A 17,518-nucleotide genomic window follows, 5' to 3' on the forward strand; every position below is an offset into this window, starting at 1 on the left:
TTATTACATAGTAGTTACTAGCTCCAGGATGCCAAGCGAGACGTTCACTGATTTATTTGAGGAGACGAGGGGAGAAAAATGGAAACTTGCAGAAGATGCTCCTGAGATTTACTGGGAAGCTATAGAATCATTAGAGGAATCTCTTGAAGACGGCAACAATAGAGATATTATACTCAGCGCGTTCACCGAAGAAACACGTCCTCTAGAATACACTGGACGAATTTCTGTGATTAATACTACACGGGCAACATTATTCTTTGACGTAGATGATGAGGTGTTCAAACCACTATCTATCGGTATGACGCAGGGAGGGCCACTAAATGGCGACCAAGTGTCAAGTGCTCTTAATGAATTATACGAGAAAGCAGAGGTGACTACAGCAGAATTATTGCAGTCGAAATCAAAATCAGAGGCCCTTCGTTCAATCAAACAATCACGTGATTTCATCATAGGAAATGTGAATTCCTTCCTTCAGGAATGTATGGAGTTGAAACAGTTTCTCCATACTCCCAAGAAGAATCGAGACGAAATCTATGAGAAGCAGGCTCCACGAGTTGAAAGGGAGTTACATAATCTTCTTAGCTCAGTATGGACATTCCAAGAAACGGTTGACGCCAGCCTGAAAAAGCTCGAAGTTTCTGACGAACACAAGCACTATCTACAAAAATATGAAGATGAAATTTCGACAGCAACTGGATTACGGCATTGCATTCAACACACGTTATCAATTCGAATAAATTGGATAGCTCAATACTCACATTCGATGGATAGATACGAATTCTCAATTGGTGTTCCACTGGCCCAAGTGCATAATGACGACTTATATGATGGCGTGACATATTATGATGCAGGTGGTGACCCACATTCTCCACTTGAATACTTCTACGGAGACATCAATGACCGTATAATCAATCTAGAAGAGTTGGCTGATTCAATACAGAAACATAGTGCTAATCTCTATGAGTCTTTAAAAGAGGAACTTTATGGTGATTCTCGGGTAGACCCAGAAAAAGCCAAAAAGCATCATGTAATCACATGTACCGAATTTTTCGATGTCGACGATGATATTGATACAGTATATTTATAGCATATCTGAATCAAAGGAATATCTAGACGAATATTCTGAATTTTGTTTAGCGATTTCACGGGCCGTAGGAACTGCTGAGTCAGGAATTTGTAATTCACCATCTTTCACGTATCCTCGGAGATCGATTCCGTGTTTGAGAGCCGCCAAGTAAGCACTCATCGGAGTTGTTTCGTACTCTAGTTCATTTACTGTAAAGGGAAATATCGTTTCTATCACATCTGGGGGGTGCCATTCTATGCCCTCATCCTCCTTACTGAATCGCATTACACCTTTTTCCTCAAATCTATAAACTCCATTTTCTTTGTCGTGGTGTAATACTTCAAATGAGAATCCTTCTTTAGTTCCTTTTCGAGGAAGTGGAATTCTATCATTATAGCAAGTCAAACAATACGATTCCTGCTGAGCCATAGTTGGTAGCTTCCCTTCAACATATCCCCCCCATTTCGTATCACAAAAATAAGTAGCAACGTAATCTCCATCTTCTAAAGATGTTGGACAGCCATCACAGTATCTTTCAGTAGTATATTCCTCTTCAGCTCGGCCAATTCTTTGGAGGTTCATACCCAGATATTCGTTCAATTCAACAAATATCTTCGGCCAGTTGCGTAGAAAAACGCTCTACGACGGCCAAATTTAGTCATACTCAAAAACGACAACCTTTCCGGTTGATACGCACGTTCATCGTATCTACCGTCGCCTCGGCATCGCGTCGCCCGACGCCGATCACGAAACAGTTCGGGCCGCCCTCGAGCGCGAGGTCCCTGCCGAGAAGTGTGGCTTTGGGCATACGGCATCCATCCAGTTCGGCCGCGAGTTTTGCACGGCGCGTAGGCCGGCCTGTCTCGAAGACCCCGACGCCTGTCCGATGGGTGATCTCTGTGACCAGATCGGTGTCTATCCCGCGAGTGGTGAGGTCGTTGACCCTGCTGACGCGCTCGAGTGAGTGTGGAGTGGAGAAAGCGTGTCCACTCGAGAACCAGTAATATGTAGCTGTATTATCTTGTAGTTGTATACCCGTCTTTGTATATGGCAATGAAAACTCTGAGAATCACTGAGGAGGCGTACGAACGACTCCAGTCTCACAAACGGGGTGATGAGAGCGTTACAGACACTATTCTCCGGTTGACGGAACCCGATACTGACGGATTCGGTGTGCTCGCTGACGACGACGGGTTCGCTTCGGCCGCTGGTCGCACACACGAAGAACTCGATGATGCATTCGACAGGCGACGTAAACAGCGTAACAGTGATACCTAACCTCGGGACGTTTTTCACTGATGGTGATGGCGAGCCCAGAGCACTGTGTTCTACCTATCACACTCAACTAGTACTATTTCATTCAGGAGTCCACCTGTGGGAACTCGCTCACTCTACGTGAAAATTGACCGAAACATCTTTATGGTACATTCGACTACATTCGGGTACATTATGCCGGTGCTCCTCAAAGACCACGACTCCGAACTTACTCTTCGGCCGGGAACGACAAAGTCGGACATTGTAGCGTATCTATACCAAAATCCCGAGTGGGGATATTCCCCACAGGAGCTAAAGGAAACCCTCGATATTCCCCGGGGGACTGCGACAACCACACTCAAACGCCTCTACGACAACGGTTACATCGGAAAAACCGACGACGGGTACTATCATGCTCTGAGCGAACGAGAAGACATTCGACGGTACGTCTCTAATCTTGACCAAGTACACCGATTATTTGGCCATCACCGTGATGTGGACGCCACACCCGAAGGTCCCGAAAAACAAATTGGAGAGGACCGCACTGACGCGGAACTCGATGCAGAACTCGTAGAGCTTGAATCGGGTTTGGAAGAGTTGCATGAGTAAACTGTCAGCAGGTGATGTTTGTTGGGCACGAGATCCAACAGATGCCCATCCACAGAGACCAATTATCGTTTTATCTCATGAGACACACCCGTTCAGTGCCACTGATTGTACTGTGATGTGTGTCGGGACAAGCGCTGGAAAATATCAGCAAACGACTCCTGAACTCAAAAACGAGCACCTCCACGGCATTTCGTTCAACGACACGTCGTACCTGATGCCATGGGCACTATACACGATTCCACCAGCATCAATCATGAACGGAAAAGCCAACGGTGAACTTACAGAAGATGGGCGAAGACTGGTGAAAAAGTCACTAATTTCTCTCATTCCGTAACTGGCCACTCTCCTTGAATATCGATCGAGCGTGCGTCCAATTATCGATAGCTGTGCTGAATACGTTTATTCCGGGCCATCACAAAGTACCTCCTGTGATCGTCGTCGCAACGTCGGACTTCGAGGTGTACCACGGCGTCGTCAACGAGCTTCGAGACCGGGGCTCGCAGTTCACGACGCTCGAGCCGGACGAGCCGTTGCCCGAGCAAACCGCAGTCGTCGTTACTGACACAGACCATGCGGGGGAGTTTGCAGACGTCACGACAATTGTCGCAGAACCAGACGAGCCACGCCGCGCCGTCGATCAGGCACTGACGGCGGTTCGTGGCGACGGCGGACGGACGATTATTGGCGTTGATCCCGGACGAAAACCCGGTATTGCTGTTCTGGCCGGCGAGATGGTCGTCGCCGCGTTCCAGGTGCCACTGGCCGACGCCGTCGACGCGATTCAGCGTGAGGTCAGCGAAGCCACCAACCCACTCGTCCGGATCGGCGACGGCTCCCGGCTTCAGGGGGCTACACTCGTCAACGATCTCGAGGACGTCCAGGTCGAACTCGTCGACGAAACGGGGACGACGCCCTACCTCGGGACGGGTGCCCGCGGCATGGAAGACGTTCTCGCCGCAGTGAATATCGCCCGCCTCGAGGGTGAACTCGTCGACCGTCGCGACATCGAGCCGACGGCCGGAGAGCTACAGGTGATCAAGGATCGCTCGCGCGAGCAGAGCGAACACAATCGCGCGATCGACGAGATGCTTGCACGGCGGGTCGCTGCGGGTGAGTTGACTGTCGAGGAAGCGCTGGCCGAACATCGAGCAGCCAGTCAGGGTGCTGCGGCAGGTGACGGTGACGACACTGACGGTGCTGACAGTGCTGACGAAACGGACGGTGCTGACGACACCACCACGAACTGAGACGGCTGCTTACTGGACAACCGTTGCCCAGCGCTTCTTTACGGCCGGCCTCGAGATGATCCACCAGGTGACTGCGCCGCCAAAACAGCCGGCGAACGCGAGGATGCCATCAGTTGAGCCACCGTCGGCGACGAGTGCGAGCGCGCCCAGTATGGCGGCACCGGCGAACGCTTTTGTCGGGTCGTCATCGGCGAGTCGTGCGCCGACAAGCAAGAACGCGGTGGCGAAGATAACTGAGGCCACGACATCGACGAGGTAGTGAACGCCGAGTGCGAGTCTCGAGGCGGCGACAACGGTGATAATCGCCGCGGCAAGGCTGAGGCGGAGTCGGCGCGTGAGTCGGCCGCGCAGCCCCCAGAGTGCAAGGGCGGTCCAGAGCAGTGTTGCGGCCATGGTGTGCCCGCTCGGGAAGCCATCGCCCTCGCGCGGGACGGCCTGCAACGAGGATGGCGGTCGGGGGAGGCCAAACGTCGTTTTCAGGATGAGCGTAAATGCGAGGCCGCCGAGGACGATCGCCAGGACGAACGCCGTCCGGTCGGTGATGAGTTGTGGTGCTCCACGGCGGGCGGACCGATAGGCATCGACCCCAGCGAGTGCGAACAGGACGCCAACGATGAGGAGTTCATCACCCAGTAGCGCCGTGAGTTCGGCGACCGAGACGAGCCACTCCGGGAGGTGCGTGCGGACAAATTCGGTGACGCCGAGGCTTCGGTCCATCGTTTTGATATGCTTCCACAGATCGCCGTCTGCGGCCTGGTTTCCTGCGTCTTTTCCGCGCTGGCTAATCTATGTGTCGGAGTTCGTATCGGTTCCCCTCGCTCGAGTACATTGAACCGTTTGACAGGTTCGAATCAAACGTGGTCGTGTAAAATCAATGCTGTAACAGGACACACCGAGCGTCTGTACAGTATACTTGAGAAACATATAACGGGCCAGCCGGAATCTGCTGGTGTGAACCAGTGGTTATGGAGTCGAAATCGAGTACGTCGACGCCGTCTAGTGCCGTCAGGGACCACGGGGGGACCGTCCCACGCGCTGTCTTACACAAGAAAATCCTCGACACGGCAGAGGCGCGCCCGGAGGCCTCAATGGAGGGCATCGCAGAGGCCGTCAACGGTGCCACCCTTTCCATCGTCGAGCAGGTCCTCGAGGAGTACGGTGATCCGGGAGCACACGCTGTGGCAGACGATACTGCCGTGACAGATGGGGTTGACAACATGGAACCGGGAGCACCGATAGACGAACCTGACGACGAACAGCCCTCGAGTGAGCCGCGGGAGACGAGTACAGACGCAGACGAGCACGCGGCTGCGGATTCGAACGAGACAACTGCTGGCGACGAGTCGGTAGGCGGAGCCGATACTGACGCCACAGTCGAACCCGCATCCGTCGATGTGGATGAATCGAAACCTGGCGAGACAGACGCCTCGAGCAAAGCCGGTGAATCGGTCGACGACGAGCCAGCGCCGACAACAGACACTGCGATACAGCCCGCTGCGTTGACTGCGAAACAACGCGAGACGCTGCGCGAAATCGCCCGCCAACCGACGGCGACGCAAGCAACGCTGGCCGATAAACTCGGGGTAACGAGTGCGACGATTAGCCAGCGCGTGAACTCCATCGAGGGGTTCGACTGGTCGGATCGCCGCGCGTTTGTCGACGGGCTGTTCGATGACGACGACCTCGAGGAGACACCAGCCGCCGGTAGCCAGGACGAGACAAACTCTGATGAGACGCGTACGGAGGCACATACACACGAGCACCCAGAACCGTCAACTGAAACTGCACAACCGATGCAAGCGGACGACAGCGACGAGGAACCACAATCTGTGACAGACCGTGAACAGTACACATCAGCTGACGAACACCACCAGCACCCACCGCACTCACTCGAGGCACTCACCGAACTCACGGAGCAACTCGAGGCCCTGGAAGATCACCTCGAGCGACTCGAGGAGCGGTGTCTGGCACTCGAGTCACAATCAGAATCGACTGACTCGCATGTAGCCACTGAGTCTGGCTTGCTCTCTGAGCCCGAACTGACGCATAAGGTCTTACACGCCTGTTTGCGGGCCGATACCATCTCTGAAGAAGAGGAGCTTCGACTGTTGAAGTTGCTCACAGCTTCGGGGACAGAGTCCGAGTGAGGTCTACCCGCTCGCTCACTACGGCGCAGTTTTGCTGTTTGTGAGTGTTCGTAAAAAGATATATTCTAGCCACGTCTCTGAGCATGTATGGACAGTCCGCCAGACAGCCGTCTGTTTGCGATGTGTCTGCTTTCGGCCCTCACGGCCTTTGTCGTCTGGGTTCTCTTCGGTTCTGCGTACAACGGCGGCGTCATCCTCTTCATCGCAATCGCGGTCTTTGCCGTCCTGATGTTCATCGACGGATACAGACAGACCGCGTAGCGTTTGATCACTCCGAGTGAACATTTGTTCGACGGAGAGAATCAATCTCCTCGAGAAGTCAAAGACGCAGCTAGTCCTTGGTGTGAGTCGCTCTGGATCTGCGCACTCTCGCTATCGTTTTATTGTGCTCGCTCGAGTGACTGTTCGGGACTCGTCCTAGTGTTTGGTACTCTCGACTAGAGGGGCTGGGTGTGAGTGATTGCAGTCACCTCTCCTAGTACTAGGGCGTACAGTGTCCACTTGTGACGCTCTAGGCTAGGCTCGGAGAATACTCTGAGTCGTCGCTCGCCGCGCAGGGGCCGGAGTGTTCTACTCTGTGACTGAGGTGAAATCGGCCAACGGCACGCTGTTTCACTCGGGAGTGCAGGCATGGACCGCCACTACCTTTTTACCGAGGATTGGCGTGGGCGTTGGACATGCAAGCTGTCGTCTTAGCTGCAGGAAAGGGGACCCGCCTGCGACCGCTGACGGAAGATAAACCGAAGGCGCTGGTCGAAGTCGATGGCCGGCCGATCATCGAAGACGTCTTCGACAACCTCCTCGCGGTCGGTGCGTCGGAGTTGCTCGTCGTCGTTGGCTACCTGAAAGAACAGCTCATGGAGCGCTACGGCGACGACTACCGAGGCGTTCCCATCACCTACGCCCACCAGGCCGAACAGCGCGGACTCGCCCACGCCATCTTGCAGGTCGAATCCCACATCGAGGACGACTTCATGCTGATGCTTGGCGACAACGTCTTCCGCTCGAATCTCGCCGACGTGGTCAATCGCCAGGGCGAAGAGCGCGCCGACGCTGCCTTCCTCGTCGAGGAAGTCCCATACGAGGAGGCAAGTCGCTACGGTGTCCTCGATACGAACGAGTACGGCGAGATCATCGAAGTCGTCGAGAAACCCGACGACCCGCCGTCGAATCTCGTGATGACTGGCTTCTACACGTTCACGCCGGCGATCTTCCACGCCTGTCACCTCGTCCAGCCGAGCGACCGCGGCGAGTACGAACTCTCCGATGCGATCGATCTGTTGATCCACTCCGGGCGGACGATCGATGCCCTCCGGATGGAAGGCTGGCGTATCGACGTCGGCTATCCCGAGGACCGAGGGCGCGCGACACAGCGACTCGAGGAAGCAACTCCAGAGGCGACTGCGAGTACACGGACGACGCCCGAAGCCGAGACGGACTGAGTGAAACGAGAGAGTCAGAACGCTCGAGTAGAGTGTCGGCCCTGGCTCGCTGTGGGTCGTTGCTCTCGCGTTTGTGAGATCCTGCTGCTGCGCCACGCGACGCCGTGCTCGCAGGCTTTATCAAATCACGGCGCGACGTACGCGCTAATGGCTGAGGAACCGGACCCCGCCACGGTCGCCGACGCGGCGGCCGACTTCTGTGCGGATACCGACGACGGCGAGGCTATCCTCGAGACGGTGCTCGCCGTCGACGGCGACCACGAGACGTGGACGTTCGATGACCTTCCGCTAGATTCGGGGACGTTCGGCGAACTCGTCTCGCGCGATATCGTCGTGCGCGCTGGCGACGAGTATCGTGTCGCGAGCCGTGACGGCGTTCGGGCCACACTCGAGGGTGAGTCACTTTCCACTGAGGAATCAGCACCCGGCCCGACGCTTGCTGAGCGCATGTCGATTGACTTCGACGGGCGGGCACTGGCAGGGCTCATCGGCGCTCTTGCCGTGGTGGTCGCGATGCGCCTGCTGAATTTTCGGTCCGTCTTTCAGGGTGATCACGTCGTCTCGCCGGCGAACGATCCGTACTACTATCGCTACTGGACAGAGGAGTTACTTGCTGAGTCGGATGGACTGACCGACTGGAGTGTCGTGACGGCGATGCCAGACGGTGCAGCCGGAACGCGTCCCTTTACCCACGCCGCAAACTGGCTGTTCGCATCCCTGCTTGGTGGCGATCAGTGGGCCGCTGCAATGGTCGCCGCGTGGGTGCCCATCATCATGACGGTTCTATTGGGGATCGTCGTCTACTGGCTCGCCATCATCCTCACTGATGACGTTCGCGTCGGCCTCGCATCCGTCTTCTTGCTGGCGTTGACCCCCGTCCACGCCGTCTATACGTCCGTCGGTTTCCTCGAGCACCGGCCGTATCAGTACTTCTGGCTCGGCGTCACACTGTTGGGATTGTGCTGGATCGCTGTCGACCTGCAACGCCGTCGAGCGCACACTGACAGTGCTCGAGCAGCCGTCCGGGCACACCTCGAGCGCCCAGGGACGTGGCTTGCAGCTGGTGCGTTCGGGATTGCGCTCGCACTGTCGGCACACGCCTGGGGTGGCTCGGCGCTGATGTTTATCCCCGTCGCCGGCTACGTCGGACTGAAAGTCGCTCTCGACGCGCGAAACGGTATTTCACCACTGCTGGCGAATCTTCCGGTTCTCGTTGGATTAGTGGTCTCCGCCGCTGTCGCCGGCTTCTTGCACCTTCGCTGGGGCTGGCACGAGCCCTTTACTGCCATCGTTCCCGTCCTCGTCGTCGTCGGTGCTGTCGTCGTCGCCGGTCTGGGCGAACTCTGGGCACTCCTCGAGTGGCCAACGAGTGGATTGGTTGGACTCGAGGCCGTCACTGCGGTTGTCGGCCTCGTTGCATTTCACTCACTGCGTCCGGACGAGTGGGCGCAACTGCGCGAGCGGGCTGACGATGTCTTTTTCCGAGAACATCACGGTGCCACGGAGATTGGGTCCCTCTTTGCAGCCGAGAACGCGATCATCCTCGAGCCGATGGCTCAGATCGGGATTGGCTTCTATATCGCAATTGGTGTGCTGTGCTGGGCGTGCTGGGTCGCAACCAAGCGCTACGAGCCGGGATGGTTGTTGCTTGGGACGTACGGCATCTTCTGGCTCGCGTTGGCGGCGTTTCAAGTACGGTTTGCCGCGCAGTTGTCGATCGTGCTGTCAGTTCTTGGTGGCCTCGGACTGGTCTATCTGCTGTCCTGGGTCGATCTGGCTCGCACGCCACAACTGTTCCGAACGCGTGATTCGGATTCGAAGCGAGAGCAGCGTGCTCGCAGCCCCGTTGCCGACGGCGGCGAGCGCGAACACAGTATTCGCCTACCAGCAGACCGCACAAAGCTCATTGCACTGGTCTGGGTCGTGTTGTTGATCTGTGGATTGAACCTGTTTTTCGTCCCGTCGCTGAGTGCGCAGACGACCTACAGCGACGGTGAGTTCGACGCCGCGATGGCGATTGACGACCATGCAGACGCGGTTGATCGGGCGGACAACGGCGAGTTCGTCCTCAGTCAGTGGGGCGACAACCGCATGTACAACTACTTCGTCAGCGGGGACTCCCAGAGTTACAGCTACGCGGCAAACACCTACGACGATTTTATCGCTGACGACGACCCCGACGCCTGGTACGACGACGAGTTCGACGGGCGGGTTGGGTACGTCGTCGTCACCGACCGCGGCGAGGCCCCCGGAACGAACGCCTATGTCCAACTCCACCAAGAGCATGGAATCGGGGGCGCTGACGACCCGCTCGAGCACTATCAGACAATCTCCATCGACGATGAGGCCTTAGCGTTTGCCGTCGTCCCCGGAGCAAACATTACCACGACTGGTGAGTCTGGCGAGACGATCACTGTCGCCACCGAACAGACGGTATCAGGAGAGACAATCGAGTACGAGCGATCGGTGACCGTTGATGACGACGGCAACCTTGCGGTTACGGTACCGTACTCCGGCGAGTACACCGTTGGCGACGAGACTGTCGAGGTCTCTGAATCCGCCGTCGAAACCGGTGAGACAGTCGAACTCGAGTAAGTTTCGTTGCGGGTGCCATCGTCGTCCTCGTCAAACTGACTGAGTAGTGATACTGAAATAGCACGAATACCGAGAGTAACCTCATTCAGACATCATATCTTCAGAGGGGAAACGGTCAGGATAAAATATAAAATATGTTATATGAGCCGCTGGTGTGCGACGGAACGAATGTTGAACGGATGGAAGTACCGGCTGGTAAGCGTCGTCGGCGTGATTGTGCTGACCGCGGGTGCCGTCGTCGTGGCAAACCACCCGCTCGCACAGCGGCTGTTTACGACGCATGTGCCGGTCTTTGATCGCCTCGAGATAACCCTTCTTTCCGGCCGTGGGCTGTACTGGGCGCTCCTGTTGAGCGTCGGTGCCGTTGTCGGGAGTCTCACACCGCTGTATCGGCCACATCCACGGCGCGTGCTTGATACTGTGTTTTTCGCCCAGAAGCGCGTACTCGTCGCCGGGCTGGCGCTCGCGACACTTGGATATTTTAATTACTCCTATCGACTCCCGCGTGCGACGCTTGTGATGACGTTTGGGATCCTGTTCATCGTCGTGCCTGCGTGGTTCGTCTGGATCCGAAACCGGCCCGGGAACGGCGACGAACGGACGCTCGTCGTCGGTGACGACCTCGATCAGATCGATCAGATCGCCCCACAGCTGTCAGCCCCTGTCCACGGCTATCTCTGCCCGTCCGTCGTCCGCGCTCGCAACGACCTCGAGTCGGTTCGTCCGGCACCTGATGGCGGCATCGCGCCGGCAGATGCCGACCGTCTTGCTGCGAATGGCTACGGCAACGTCGACGGCCTCGCGCGTCTGGGCGGCCTCTCGCGCCTCGAGAACGTCTTGCTCGAGCACGATGTCGACACCGTCGTTCTGGCGTTTCGTCACGCCGACCGCGCGGAGTTCTTTGGCGCGCTCGATGCCTGTCACGAACACGGGGTTGACGTGCGCGTCCATCGCGAGTACGCCGACAGCGTGCTCGTCTCCGAAGGCGATGTCGACGAATTCGTCGAGGTCGATGTCGAGCCCTGGGACCCACTCGATCACATCGGCAAGCGGTTGTTCGATGTCGTTTTTGCAGCGGTCGGCTTGCTCGTGTTTGCCCCGCTCATGGTGGTGATCGCCATTGCAATTACACTCGATAGCCCCGGGCCGATCCTGTACACGCAGGACCGAACTGCCGGTTTTGGCGAGACGTTTCCTGTCTACAAGTTCCGAACGATGGTCCCTGAGGGAGAATCTGCAACACCCGCAGCAGACGATGAAAACGACCGCATTACACGTGTTGGGCGGCTGTTGCGGCGGACGCATATGGATGAGTTGCCACAGTTGTGGTCGATTCTGGTCGGCAAGATGAGCGTCGTCGGCCCGCGAGCCGCCTGGACCGAAGAGGAAGTCTTACTCGAGGCGGATGCTCCAGCCTGGCGCAAGCGCTGGTTCGTCAAACCCGGACTAACCGGACTCGCACAGGTCAACGGCGCGAAAAGTACGAACCCGACGGAGAAACTGCGCTACGACCTCGAGTACATTCGTCGCCAGTCGTTCTGGTTCGATCTGAAGATTGTGATTCGCCAAATTTGGGGCGTGCTCGCGGATCTCTGGGTGTCTCTGTGGAATCGGCGCTGATAGTCGTTTGTCTACTAGTATTGGCTTTAACTGCTCGCGCATTGTCATCAGTAGTAGCTGACGTAAATTACGCATACTTAGTTCCGGTATGCGCCCCAATATATTCGATTCAGTGAATGACTAACTAATCAGTCAGTCTTATTTGTACTCTCGCCCTTACTGTAAGGCACGGATCAACACGATCCGCCCACTCCTATGGAGTACCACATTCAAAGCGGTGAGTCCGCAAGTGCCGCCGTAGTCGGTGCGCTGGCGACCTACACGGACCAGCCCCCTGAAGAGATTGGCCCGCTGTACGATTCCATCGAGCCGGACGCACTCAACTCCCTCGTCAGCCACCATGGCGAGGTTACTATCCGCTTCAGATGCGAGAATACCACCGTCGAGGTCCGGTCAGACCGCATCTGTCTCAGCACTCCGGACGATTTCGTCTCGGAATCAGTTCCGGAATAATTTTTAGTTGATTACAGGCGCTAGCCCTCCCCTACGGAGCCGCCACCGGCGGCGAGTACAGGGGTCACTCATCGATCATCATTGTCGACTGTTGCCTGAGACTCATCTGTGTGTGACTCGGCCGCTGTTGTGTTCGTCGATTCGGGTGGCTCCGGTGGTTCGAATGCCTCGCTAAGTAGTTCCCATGTCCGCGTCTCAGTCAACTCCTCGAGCGTTCGCTCCGAGCGCAGGCCACCGACTGCAACTGCCGCGAGCACGATGTGTGCACTGAGCCAGACCGTCCCTGTGCGTCCGAGTGCAAGCGAGAAGAGAATCGACACAGAGACCGCCACAAGGGTCCCAGCCCCGAGCACGCCGAGCGGACGTTCCCGGAATCGGTCAGCCACGTCGCGGCCACTATCGACCGCACGCGAGGTATGTGCGGCGCGGGCGAACTGCGCGATGATCGCATCGAGGATCCGGATGAATGGACCAACGGTGTACGTTTCCCGGAGGTCAATAACGATGACGTCCGGATCGGGCTCTTTCGTGAGCCAGCGATAGCACCACGAGTGGCGAACGTATCGGGTGAGGGTTCGGCCCGCAGCCGTGATTTTGGACTGGTCAGCGCCCGCTCGGAGTCGCTGTTCGACGGAGTCGCGGTCTGTCGGGGTGTCGGTGTTCGAATCTGTCATAGGCTGTCAGTCGACGATCCAGGCGCGTTCCTCGACGGTCGTGATCCCGAAGTCGAGGTAGACGCTATCGCCGTTACGGAACTCCGAGCCCTGGAACTGCGTTCCCAATGCCGTTTCGCGCGTCTCGAGGTCGACAGTCAGGGTGAGGTCGTTCTCGGTTGGATGCTCACGCTCGTGGAGATCTCCGTCATCGGTCTCGACGACGATCGAGGCGGGTTCGCGGTCGACGCCAGTGATCGTCGCCCACGTGTCACCGCCCATCGTTTCGGCCAGTCCCGGTTCGAACTGGGCGGCCTCGCGATCCGTGAGGCCCTCGAGGTCGATCTCGACGGTGGTCGTCGTCGCCTCACCTGGGTGGGCCGCTGTTCCGGTCTCGAGGATCGTCGGCTCGAGGGTGTACTCCTCGGTCGCGAACGTGAGTGTCGACTCCGATTCGACGGGTGATGGTCCGTATCGGATCTCGTCGTTTTCGTCGTCGGTGTCGAGGGTTATCAGCGTTGCTCCGGCGACGACGCGGTATTCGTTGTTCGCGATCGGGTAGACAGAAACGTCCTCGAGACTTGCGAGTGTCTCATTGCCCAACTGGGACTCGTTGCCAGCCCGGACCTGCGCTGCTGTCTCCTGATTGACTGTTTGTTCGAAGACGACCTCCGTTTCGGCCGTCTGGAAGTCCGTAGTGTCGTTCTCGAGCGCATCGACGGAGCCAGTCACATCGTACGCATCAGTTTCGATGGAGACGTTCTGGCCGGTCGCGAGTTCCGTCTCGGCAAACGAGAGCGTCCCGTTCTCGTGTTCCGTCGCCTCGAGTTCGGCCTGCACTGTTACGTCTGCAGTGTCACTCGAGATGGGCACCGCGTACGTGTCGGTAATCTTGAGGCGTTCATCACCCGCCGTCATCTCGTCGCCCGCCGCGATGGCTTCCGCGGTTGAGATGGATTCGGTTCCGATCTCGAGGGTCGTATAGTACGTCTCGATCGAGTCCGCATCTTCGGTCTCCTCTTCGTCCTCATCGTCGTCTGCCGTCCCAAGAACGCCAACAGCGGCGACCCCAGCCACGACGACCGCGAGAACGAGCAAGACGACCAGCGCGTCGACGACATTGACCGCGCCGAAGAGGTTTCCATCCTCATCGATCAGTTCCATGGCTCACCCGAAGTGTTCATAGTTGTGGTAAGTCTGGCGGAGAGGTATAGGTGTTTTGTCCTGGCTGAACGCGGTTTTGACTTGGATTGGGTGAAATGATGAGTGAAATTTGATGGTTTGGGATCGAGTAACGCCGTCTGATTCACGTCACGCTCTTTGTATTGTTGGCTTCTACAGCGTAGCGACCACCTCGCTGCACCCTCATGGTGCCCGATCTCGAGGCGATATTTGTACCGCAATCGTGTTGTTGCCCGTGGAAGCGGACAGAAGTCTTGCAGGGCTGCGCAAACCGCCGACTTGTGCTCGATACGAACCTCTCCGCTCAACTCGAGAGTCCTCGTTAGAGGTGGAGGAGTATCTCAAGTGAACTCCTCACTTATTTGCTCAGGACAGACGCCATTCGCTCCTTGCGGAGGGGACTTAGCGCCTACTTCTCGTTAAAACCGATAGCTTGGTCATCATCCCACCTAATCCGTTTCAGTACACGTGGGAGTTGATCCAGTCTCCTGTGGAAGATTTCTCCCGGATGGCTATCAATCGTTTCCGCTGATTTTCGAGCAACGACAGAATCCTTGTGATTGATTTGTACGTGCGTTGGTCCGAGGTCTGGGTGGTCGCCATCTCGATGCCAGCCAAGCATGAACGACCGCTCCGGCTCGATCCAGTTGAACCAGTACCAATACTCGCTGTCCTGATCTGTGAATCCGATTTCAAGACGTGCATCGGCCGACGGGTAGGTTGGATCATCGAGAATCCATTGTGTCTTCGTCGATCCGACTACACGATAACTCCCCGATTCCCGTGGCTCGGCCAGCCGAAACTCAACGGTATCAAACCGATCATCATTCTGTAATTCACGGACAAGGTGGACCCGGTGAAGTGTTCGCATCCCCGGACGCATCCAATTTACGAGAAATAGTGGCAGAGAGATTACCTATTGGATTGGTAGTGAATAGCAATCAGACAGTGAGTGGCGTTTCTCAATTTGATTGAGACAGCTGAAAGAGATCATCATAGAGCTGTAAGGCGTTTTTCAGGTGTCGAATCTCTAACTCGAGTGCCGCCCATGTCTCGCTGACGTTCCGTATCTCTCGTATCTCTTCGGCAGAGACATCATCGTTGGTCAACTGCTCTCGCAACTCTTTCGCAGAGGGTGCGCCGTATTCCGCCGAGAGATCCTCTACTTGCTCTTGATACTCTTGGAGCTGTGATTCAAGCTCCGACTTCGAGTGGTCTTCGATGAGTTGGAGAATCTGGTCGAGGAACTGTTGGACCGGATTCGGTTCATAGCGTCCATCGTCCCGTTCGCGGACTTTGTTTTCCGTCTTCAGCCGTTTGACCTCGCTATTGGCAGTCTCCCACGCAACCTCCGCTTGTTCTGCGATAGTATTGATCGTCGTTGGTTCGTCAAGTGTCTCAACTACCATGCGGACGCGCTCACGTCCACTCGTTTTTTCCTTCCACGATCCAGGTTGTGAGGTCATTAGAGCACATACGTGGTCAGGTCTCAAATAGTTTGCCTACCTCTCGATAATATAGACAGTATCGTCTCTCTTCAGAAGCGTCAACGGCGCGTGTTCGCTTTGATGCGTTCGGAGACATCGTCCTCGAGGCGGATCTGATGTGAATCTCTGTTAACAACGAGGAGAATGTGCTCCCTACGGACAGTACTCAGATGTCTGCAAAGCGCGTTCGTGAGATTACATCTTGCGAACTGTCAAACATCGTCTGACAACGTCATTGGAACAAGAATGCGGAGTCGTGCGGAAGACGGAATCTCCCGTGATAACGAGAGACAGCGTTTTTCGAACCACTTTGCACCGAGATATTCACCTGCTCAATCACCGGTAGACTTTAGGACATAGTCCACGTACTGTGGACTGAAATGGCCTATGCTTCCCCCAACACCTCGGTTGAAGCCGAACGGGAGAGACAAGAGTTCTTCACAATCCACGAATTACTTCATCGGCCAGAACTAGCCGTCTTCTATACAGATATGCTCTTACACTCTCCCACCACAGTCGGCGAGAGCGTAGAACGCGTCCCCCTCTCTAGTAGCGCTGCCCACAACTATGCGAAGAGTCTGCAGCAGCTAGGTGCGGCGGAGCAACTGGATGAAAAAAGAGAGCGAGCTCACCTCTGGGAAGCAAAGTCCGTATCTGGCATGTGGAACGGGGTAGAGCCCATTGGACCAGCCATGATTGCCGTGTATGGCGCGATCGAATTGAACGAAGACATCCAACTCTTTGTTGATCGCCATGGGAAGTCGAAACTCAGCTCCGCTATCGCACAAACCATCGAATACCTACGTGGGAACACGAGTCGCCGTGGTGCAGCAGACGCACTTGGCGTTCCTGCTGTCGAAGGAATTGCAATTACGCAAGCGATTGAAAAGATTGTCTACCTACTGAAGGACCTTGACCCGTCGATTCCGGCTGATGAATTTGAGGTTTCGCTTCCTGACAGAGCACTCGAAGAAGCCCCGTATACCGACGAATGAGTGACGGAGATTTAACGCCGTTTCCATCTGCGTTGGTCTTGGACACGAGTTTCCTCCGAACACTCGGCGGGACTCAAACAGAAAAATACCAGACATTTATAGAGTACGTGAAACAGGAAGACGCAACGCTATTTTTGACACGCCGAGTGATTACCGAGCTTACCGAACAGCGGGCATACATGAGTATCGACTGGGTTGACAAAGCCCAAACTGCAGAATGGATTGAAATGACTCGAGAACTCCAACCAGGAGTTCGTATTCACGATGGGCCACGTGCTGGAGAGATTTTCGATAGGACACACGCCAACATCGCCGAACGGGAACAGAAGAATCCTGATGAATTACGAAAGACAGACGCATCACTTCCTGCGATTTCAGTCATGTTGCTAGGATCCCGGACATTCGACCGAGTTGGTATTCTCATCGATGACAACCACGCAGAGGAGTCTATCGAATCTGTGCTCACAACACGTACTACGACGGTCGAATCACCGTAGTCAACATCTGGGATGCGTTGTCCTATATGAACACAAGGATATGAGTTTTCCACGTCAAGAGCTCGCTCCAGGACAATCAACGACGGAATGATTGTCACCGAAGACATCGCGGAGATCACGAAGCGACCGCCCAGCGATGAGTCGGTCCACGGTGTCACTGAACGACTCGTCAGCACGCGTGTTTGCTTTGCTGCGTTCGTAACCATCGTCCTCGAGGCGGATCTGGTGTGACATCCGTGGTGACATCGTTGACGCTCTCCGAGAATCACGG

19 protein-coding genes and 1 pseudogene are annotated in these 17,518 nt (G+C 56.0%); 13 read left to right on the top strand and 7 right to left on the bottom strand.

Annotated elements, in window-relative coordinates; translation table 11 throughout:
- Positions 1 to 28: 28 nt before the first annotated feature.
- Positions 29 to 1,087, top strand: a complete 1,059-nt coding sequence (locus G6M89_RS08595; protein WP_165161401.1) for a hypothetical protein — start codon at positions 29 to 31, stop codon at positions 1,085 to 1,087.
- On the opposite strand, the gene G6M89_RS08600 is transcribed toward G6M89_RS08595, so the two are convergent.
- Positions 1,082 to 1,648 (bottom strand): hypothetical protein, encoded by a 567-nt coding sequence (locus G6M89_RS08600; RefSeq protein WP_165161402.1) that lies wholly within the window; start codon positions 1,646 to 1,648, stop codon positions 1,082 to 1,084. The two genes, G6M89_RS08595 and G6M89_RS08600, sit on opposite strands and share 6 nt — an antisense overlap.
- Positions 1,649 to 1,745: 97 nt before the next feature.
- Here G6M89_RS08600 and nth point away from each other — a divergent pair.
- The 4 genes and pseudogenes from nth to G6M89_RS08620 form a co-directional block, all read left to right on the top strand.
- Positions 1,746 to 2,030: pseudogene (gene nth, locus G6M89_RS08605) on the top strand (endonuclease III domain-containing protein); the annotation flags it as partial.
- Between the two features lie 83 nt (positions 2,031 to 2,113).
- Positions 2,114 to 2,344, top strand: coding sequence for an antitoxin VapB family protein (locus tag G6M89_RS08610; protein WP_165161403.1), 231 nt, complete (start codon positions 2,114 to 2,116; stop codon positions 2,342 to 2,344).
- Between the two features lie 171 nt (positions 2,345 to 2,515).
- Positions 2,516 to 2,929, top strand: a complete 414-nt coding sequence (locus tag G6M89_RS08615) for a winged helix-turn-helix domain-containing protein (protein WP_165161404.1) — start codon at positions 2,516 to 2,518, stop codon at positions 2,927 to 2,929.
- Between the two features lie 428 nt (positions 2,930 to 3,357).
- The gene (locus tag G6M89_RS08620; RefSeq protein WP_165161405.1) at positions 3,358 to 4,176 is read left to right on the top strand and encodes a hypothetical protein; all 819 of its coding nucleotides are present in this window, start codon (positions 3,358 to 3,360) and stop codon (positions 4,174 to 4,176) included.
- A gap of 9 nt (positions 4,177 to 4,185) precedes the next feature.
- Here G6M89_RS08620 and G6M89_RS08625 read toward each other — a convergent pair whose 3' ends face one another.
- Positions 4,186 to 4,893, bottom strand: coding sequence for a phosphatase PAP2 family protein (locus G6M89_RS08625; protein ID WP_165161406.1), 708 nt, complete (start codon positions 4,891 to 4,893; stop codon positions 4,186 to 4,188).
- Positions 4,894 to 5,141: 248 nt separating this feature from the next.
- Here G6M89_RS08625 and G6M89_RS08630 point away from each other — a divergent pair, with 248 nt between their 5' ends.
- The 6 genes from G6M89_RS08630 to G6M89_RS08655 all read left to right on the top strand — a co-directional run bounded on the left by G6M89_RS08630 (position 5,142) and on the right by G6M89_RS08655 (position 12,433).
- Positions 5,142 to 6,323, top strand: coding sequence for a winged helix-turn-helix transcriptional regulator (locus G6M89_RS08630; RefSeq protein WP_241175280.1), 1,182 nt, complete (start codon positions 5,142 to 5,144; stop codon positions 6,321 to 6,323).
- 87 nt (positions 6,324 to 6,410) lie between these two features.
- On the top strand, positions 6,411 to 6,584 hold the full coding sequence (locus tag G6M89_RS08635) for a hypothetical protein (RefSeq protein ID WP_165161407.1): 174 nt from the start codon (positions 6,411 to 6,413) through the stop codon (positions 6,582 to 6,584).
- Between the two features lie 416 nt (positions 6,585 to 7,000).
- Positions 7,001 to 7,765, top strand: coding sequence for a UTP--glucose-1-phosphate uridylyltransferase AglF (gene aglF / locus G6M89_RS08640; protein WP_165161408.1), 765 nt, complete (start codon positions 7,001 to 7,003; stop codon positions 7,763 to 7,765).
- Positions 7,766 to 7,912: 147 nt separating this feature from the next.
- Positions 7,913 to 10,360: an MFS transporter gene (locus tag G6M89_RS08645; RefSeq protein WP_165161409.1), complete on the top strand. Its 2,448-nt coding sequence runs from the start codon at positions 7,913 to 7,915 to the stop codon at positions 10,358 to 10,360.
- Between the two features lie 168 nt (positions 10,361 to 10,528).
- Positions 10,529 to 11,980: a sugar transferase gene (locus G6M89_RS08650; RefSeq protein ID WP_165161410.1), complete on the top strand. Its 1,452-nt coding sequence runs from the start codon at positions 10,529 to 10,531 to the stop codon at positions 11,978 to 11,980.
- A 195-nt stretch (positions 11,981 to 12,175) separates the two neighbouring features.
- Positions 12,176 to 12,433, top strand: a complete 258-nt coding sequence (locus G6M89_RS08655) for a HalOD1 output domain-containing protein (protein WP_165161411.1) — start codon at positions 12,176 to 12,178, stop codon at positions 12,431 to 12,433.
- Between the two features lie 68 nt (positions 12,434 to 12,501).
- Here the strand turns inward: G6M89_RS08655 and G6M89_RS08660 are convergent, their stop codons facing one another.
- From G6M89_RS08660 to G6M89_RS08675, 4 genes are all read right to left on the bottom strand, one after another.
- Complete coding sequence (locus G6M89_RS08660; RefSeq protein WP_206335502.1) at positions 12,502 to 13,107, bottom strand: hypothetical protein; 606 nt, start codon at positions 13,105 to 13,107, stop codon at positions 12,502 to 12,504.
- A 6-nt stretch (positions 13,108 to 13,113) separates the two neighbouring features.
- Positions 13,114 to 14,250, bottom strand: a complete 1,137-nt coding sequence (locus G6M89_RS08665) for a DUF4330 family protein (RefSeq protein ID WP_165161412.1) — start codon at positions 14,248 to 14,250, stop codon at positions 13,114 to 13,116.
- Positions 14,251 to 14,677: 427 nt separating this feature from the next.
- Positions 14,678 to 15,139 (bottom strand): hypothetical protein, encoded by a 462-nt coding sequence (locus G6M89_RS08670; protein WP_206335503.1) that lies wholly within the window; start codon positions 15,137 to 15,139, stop codon positions 14,678 to 14,680.
- Between the two features lie 91 nt (positions 15,140 to 15,230).
- On the bottom strand, positions 15,231 to 15,734 hold the full coding sequence (locus G6M89_RS08675) for an ArsR family transcriptional regulator (RefSeq protein WP_206335504.1): 504 nt from the start codon (positions 15,732 to 15,734) through the stop codon (positions 15,231 to 15,233).
- Positions 15,735 to 16,135: 401 nt separating this feature from the next.
- On the opposite strand from G6M89_RS08675, the gene G6M89_RS08680 reads away from it, so the two are divergent.
- Both G6M89_RS08680 and G6M89_RS22115 read left to right on the top strand, forming a co-directional pair.
- Entirely contained in the window at positions 16,136 to 16,750 is a 615-nt protein-coding gene (locus G6M89_RS08680) for a hypothetical protein (RefSeq protein ID WP_206335505.1), read from the top strand.
- 179 nt (positions 16,751 to 16,929) lie between these two features.
- Positions 16,930 to 17,247 (top strand): hypothetical protein, encoded by a 318-nt coding sequence (locus tag G6M89_RS22115; RefSeq protein ID WP_206335506.1) that lies wholly within the window; start codon positions 16,930 to 16,932, stop codon positions 17,245 to 17,247.
- Between the two features lie 54 nt (positions 17,248 to 17,301).
- Here G6M89_RS22115 and G6M89_RS08690 read toward each other — a convergent pair whose 3' ends face one another.
- Positions 17,302 to 17,481 (bottom strand): antitoxin VapB family protein, encoded by a 180-nt coding sequence (locus G6M89_RS08690; protein WP_165162073.1) that lies wholly within the window; start codon positions 17,479 to 17,481, stop codon positions 17,302 to 17,304.
- Positions 17,482 to 17,518: the final 37 nt, after the last annotated feature.

This window comes from Natronolimnobius sp. AArcel1 (assembly GCF_011043775.1).
Lineage (GTDB): Archaea > Halobacteriota > Halobacteria > Halobacteriales > Natrialbaceae > Natronolimnobius.